The following is a 3,795-nucleotide window of genomic DNA, read 5'->3' on the forward strand; positions in this document are numbered from 1 at the left end:
ACGGGCGCCCATGACTTCGGTGGATGAACACCTCGAGCGGATCCTGGCTACGGTGCGGCCGACCCGCGCTCGGCAGGCCAGGCTGGACGAGGCGCACGGATGCGTGCTCGCCGCGGACGTCCGGGCGACGGTCGCGCTTCCCGGGTTCGACAACTCGGCCATGGACGGGTACGCCGTCCGGGCCGCCGACGTGGCCGAGGCGTCGGCGGCCACTCCCGTCTCCCTACCGGTCATCGGCGACGTCCCCGCGGGTCCGGGTTCGCCGGCCGCGCTGCTCCCCGGCGCCGCGGTACGCATCATGACCGGGGCCCCGCTGCCCTCGGGAGCGGATACGGTCGTCCAGCTCGAGTGGACCGACGGTGGCCGCCAGACCGTTGCGGTCCAGCGGGCGCCGCGCCGTGGCCTGCACATCCGCCGGACGGGGGAGGACGTCGCCCCGGGCGCCCTGGTGCTCCCCGCCGGGACGATCATCGGCTCCGCGCAGATCAGCCTGCTCGCTGCGGTCAACGTGGCCCGCCCGCCGGTGCATCCCCGGCCGCGGGTGGCGGTGCTGTCCACCGGGACCGAGCTTGTCGAGGTCGGTACACCGCTGGGCGCCGGGCAGATCGTCGATTCGAACAGCCATGGCATCGCCGCCGCGGCGCGGGAGGCCGGCGCGGTGGTACGCCGCCTGGCCGGGGTGCCCGACGAGCCGGACGCCTTCGCCGCCGCCCTGCACGGGGTGCTTCCCGACGTGGATGCCGTGGTGACGACCGGTGGCGTCAGCGTCGGGGCATATGACGTCGTCAAGGAGGTGCTCGCGCGGACCGGGACTGTCCGGTTCGATCGGGTCGCGATGCAGCCGGGCAAGCCGCAGGGTTTCGGCCTGGTCGACGGTGTGCCCGTCTTCACGTTGCCGGGGAACCCGGTCAGCGCCCTCATCTCGTTCGAGCTGTTCGTCCGCCCGGCCCTGCAACGGATGCGCGGTCTCGCCGGCACCGGGCTCCCGCGGATTGTCGTGACCGTCGGATCCGACCTGCGTTCCCCCCTCGGGACGAGGTCCTTCCCGAGGGTGGGGCTGGAGCGGAGCGGGGACGGTAGGCGCCTGGAACCCGCCACCGTCGCCCATCTGGCCGGCGGGCAGGGGTCACATCAGCTCACCTCGCTGGCGGGAGCGCAGGCGTTGCTGATCATCCCTGAGGAGGTTACCGAGGTGCCGGCGGGCAGCCGGCTGCCGGCGTTGTTGCTCCCGGACGTATCGGGGGCCATTCTCTCCGGCATGGCCTGGGCGGTTGCGGACACTGCGGACGTCGATGCTCCGGACCCGGCTTCCCCGGACCCGGCTTCCCCGGCCGTGACCCGGGCCGCCGGATCGGCGGCCCGGTGACCGCCGCCCGGCTCACCCACGTCGACGACCGCGGCGCGGCCCGCATGGTCGACGTGTCGGCGAAGGACGTCACTGCCCGTACCGCGACCGCCACCGGGATGCTGCGGGTCGTTCCCGAGGTTGTGGCGCTGCTGCGCGGGCAGGGGGTACCGAAGGGCGACGCCCTCGCAGTCGCCCGGGTCGCAGGGATCATGGGGGCCAAGCGCACGCCCGATCTCGTTCCGCTCTGCCATCCCATCGCGATCTCCGGCGTCACGGTCGAGCTGGACGTACGGGACGACGGTGTGGCGATCATGGCCACGGTCCGGACGGCGGACCGGACCGGCGTCGAGATGGAGGCGCTGACCGCCGTCGCCGTCGCCGGGCTTACGCTGCACGACATGGTCAAGGCGGTGGATCCCGCCGCGGAGCTGACCGGGGTGCGAGTGATCGCGAAGACCGGGGGGCGCTCCGGGGACTGGCATGCCGACCTCCCGCCGGACGCGGGGTCCGCGGAATGAGTGGCAGGCGCCACCTTCCCGCGGGTGCCCGGGCCCGGGTCATCACCGTCTCCGACCGGGCGTACCGAGGGATCTATGCCGACCGGTCGGGCCCGTTGCTCGTCGCCGGGCTCGTCGAGCTCGGTTTCGAGGTGGGCGCGGCGACGATCGTCCCGGACGGGCGGGATGAGATCGTCGCCGCGCTGCGGTCCGCCGTCGCCGACGGAGTGGACCTGGTGGTGAGCACTGGTGGCACCGGCCTCGGTCCCCGCGACGTCACCCCCGAGGCGACGCGCGAGGTGATTGAGCGGGCCGTGCCCGGACTCGCTGAGGCGCTGCGCGCGGCGGGTCGGGAGACCGTGCCGGCGGCGATGCTCTCCCGCGGGCTCGTCGGAACCGTCGCAGCCACCCTGGTGGTGAATCTGCCCGGCTCGACCGGTGGGGTACGCGACGGGCTGGGCGTGCTGGCCGGGGTGGTGGGTCATGCCGTCGCCCAGCTGCGCGGAGCCGACGACCACGGGCACCCGGCCGCGGGGTCCGCGGGCCTTGCCGCTGCCCCTGCCGTCGATGCCGCTGCCGTCGATGCCGCTGCCGTCGATGCCGCTGCCGTCGATGCCGCTGCCGTCGATGCCGCTGCCGTCGATGCCGTTGACGCCGGATAGGGCGCGACGGTGGGAGCTCCGGGTTGGCCGGCAGTCCTGACTGACGGACGGGTCCAGGTGCGGCCACTTCGTCTGCGTGACGCCTCCACGTGGGTCGAGGTGCGGCTGCGCAACGCCGACTGGCTGGCGCCGTGGGAGGCGACCCCACCCGGAGTGATGATGGTCCGCGAGACCTGGGCGCAGCGCCAGACCCTCTCGATCTACCGTCAGATGTGGCACCGCCTGCGCCAGCAGGCCCGGCTCGGCGCCACGTTGCCGTTCGCGATCACCTTCGAGGGGCGGCTCGTCGGTCAGGTGACCGTGTCCACAATCGTGCGCGGGGCGTTCAACAGCGCTCAGGTCGGCTATTGGATCGATAGCGAGTACGCCGGTCGAGGCATCACGCCGACCGCGCTCGCGCTCGTCGTCGACCACTGTTTCGGGCCGGTCGGGCTGCACCGGGTGGAAGCGAATGTGCGCCCGGAGAACGCCGCGAGCCGGCGGGTGCTCGCGAAGCTCGGCTTCCGCGAGGAGGGGCTGCACCGGCACTTCCTCGCCATCGACGGCCGCTACCACGACCACATCGGATTCGCGCTGACGACCGAGGACGTCCCCGAGGGCCTGGTGCACCGCTGGCGGGAGACCCGGTACAGCCGGCCCTGAGCGGCCGCCGCGCCGCCTGACGGTGCCGCGCCTGACGGTGCCGCGCCTGACGGTGCCGCGCCTGACGGTGCCGCGCCTGACGGTGCCGCCGCGCCTGAAACCGATGCCTGGATCCATGGCTTGCGTGACACGTTCCACTCCGCCACCGGGACGGTGTCGGTTACCAGATGTAGTCCCTTCTCGTCACCGCCCGTCGTTCCGGATCTCAATCCGGTGACAAAGTGAAGGTCATGACCGGATACCGATGCTCTCTACGAGGGCTTCCATAGGTCATACGCGGTCCTGGTGGGGTGCCACGGTGCGTTTTGACGACCACACATCCACCACCGACCATCCGGTTGCGGATGCGACACGCGGGCTCCGGGTCGGTGACCACGTGGATTTCGCTCACTAGCGTCGACTACGAAATCGCAATCGTTGGTGTCGAGAAGAGGCTCCTCATGGTCAGAGCGCCCGCATCCGCCGCGCTCGCCGCGGATGGTGCGCATCCAGTGGGTGGTGGGTGGGACGCGTTTCCCGCGGCGTTCCCTCCCCCCGATGACGGCGAACACCGCGGAGACCACAGATCCCGCGAGATTGACAACGTAACCACAGGAGCGGGTGGGAGTATGGGGGCGGGCGGGATCATGGTGGTCGATGATGGGAT

Annotated in this window: 5 protein-coding genes; all 5 read left to right on the forward strand. The window is 72.1% G+C overall.

All coding sequences use genetic code 11. From position 1 onward, the window contains the following. Nucleotides 1–10: 10 nt before the first annotated feature. Nucleotides 11–1,366 carry a molybdotransferase-like divisome protein Glp gene (glp, locus tag AC08OO_RS21570; RefSeq protein WP_476611770.1) on the forward strand — a complete coding sequence of 452 codons (1,356 nt, stop codon included), beginning with the start codon at nt 11–13 and terminating at the stop codon, nt 1,364–1,366. Beyond that, nucleotides 1,363–1,866 (forward strand): cyclic pyranopterin monophosphate synthase MoaC, encoded by a 504-nt coding sequence (gene moaC / locus AC08OO_RS21575; protein ID WP_476608075.1) that lies wholly within the window; start codon nt 1,363–1,365, stop codon nt 1,864–1,866. Before glp ends, moaC begins: the two co-directional genes overlap by 4 nt. Beyond that, nucleotides 1,863–2,507 (forward strand): MogA/MoaB family molybdenum cofactor biosynthesis protein, encoded by a 645-nt coding sequence (locus AC08OO_RS21580; RefSeq protein ID WP_476611769.1) that lies wholly within the window; start codon nt 1,863–1,865, stop codon nt 2,505–2,507. The genes moaC and AC08OO_RS21580 overlap by 4 nt, the downstream gene beginning before the upstream one ends. Before the next feature lie 9 nt (nt 2,508–2,516). Continuing rightward, the gene (locus AC08OO_RS21585) at nt 2,517–3,149 is read left to right on the forward strand and encodes a GNAT family N-acetyltransferase (protein WP_011438406.1); all 633 of its coding nucleotides are present in this window, start codon (nt 2,517–2,519) and stop codon (nt 3,147–3,149) included. Nucleotides 3,150–3,517: 368 nt separating this feature from the next. Continuing rightward, nucleotides 3,518–3,795, forward strand: a 278-nt coding sequence (locus AC08OO_RS21590) for a hypothetical protein (protein WP_476618976.1), incomplete at its 3' end; no start/stop codon positions are given.

It is taken from the genome of Frankia sp. CeCAU1 (assembly GCF_977971845.1).

Excerpts from the sequence above, each read along its gene's own strand:
- AC08OO_RS21580 (WP_476611769.1), top strand. The coding sequence starts at position 1,863 with ATGAGTGGCAGGCGCCACCTTCCCGCGGGTGCCCGGGCCCGGGTCATC.
- glp (WP_476611770.1), top strand. The coding sequence starts at position 11 with ATGACTTCGGTGGATGAACACCTCGAGCGGATCCTGGCTACGGTGCGG.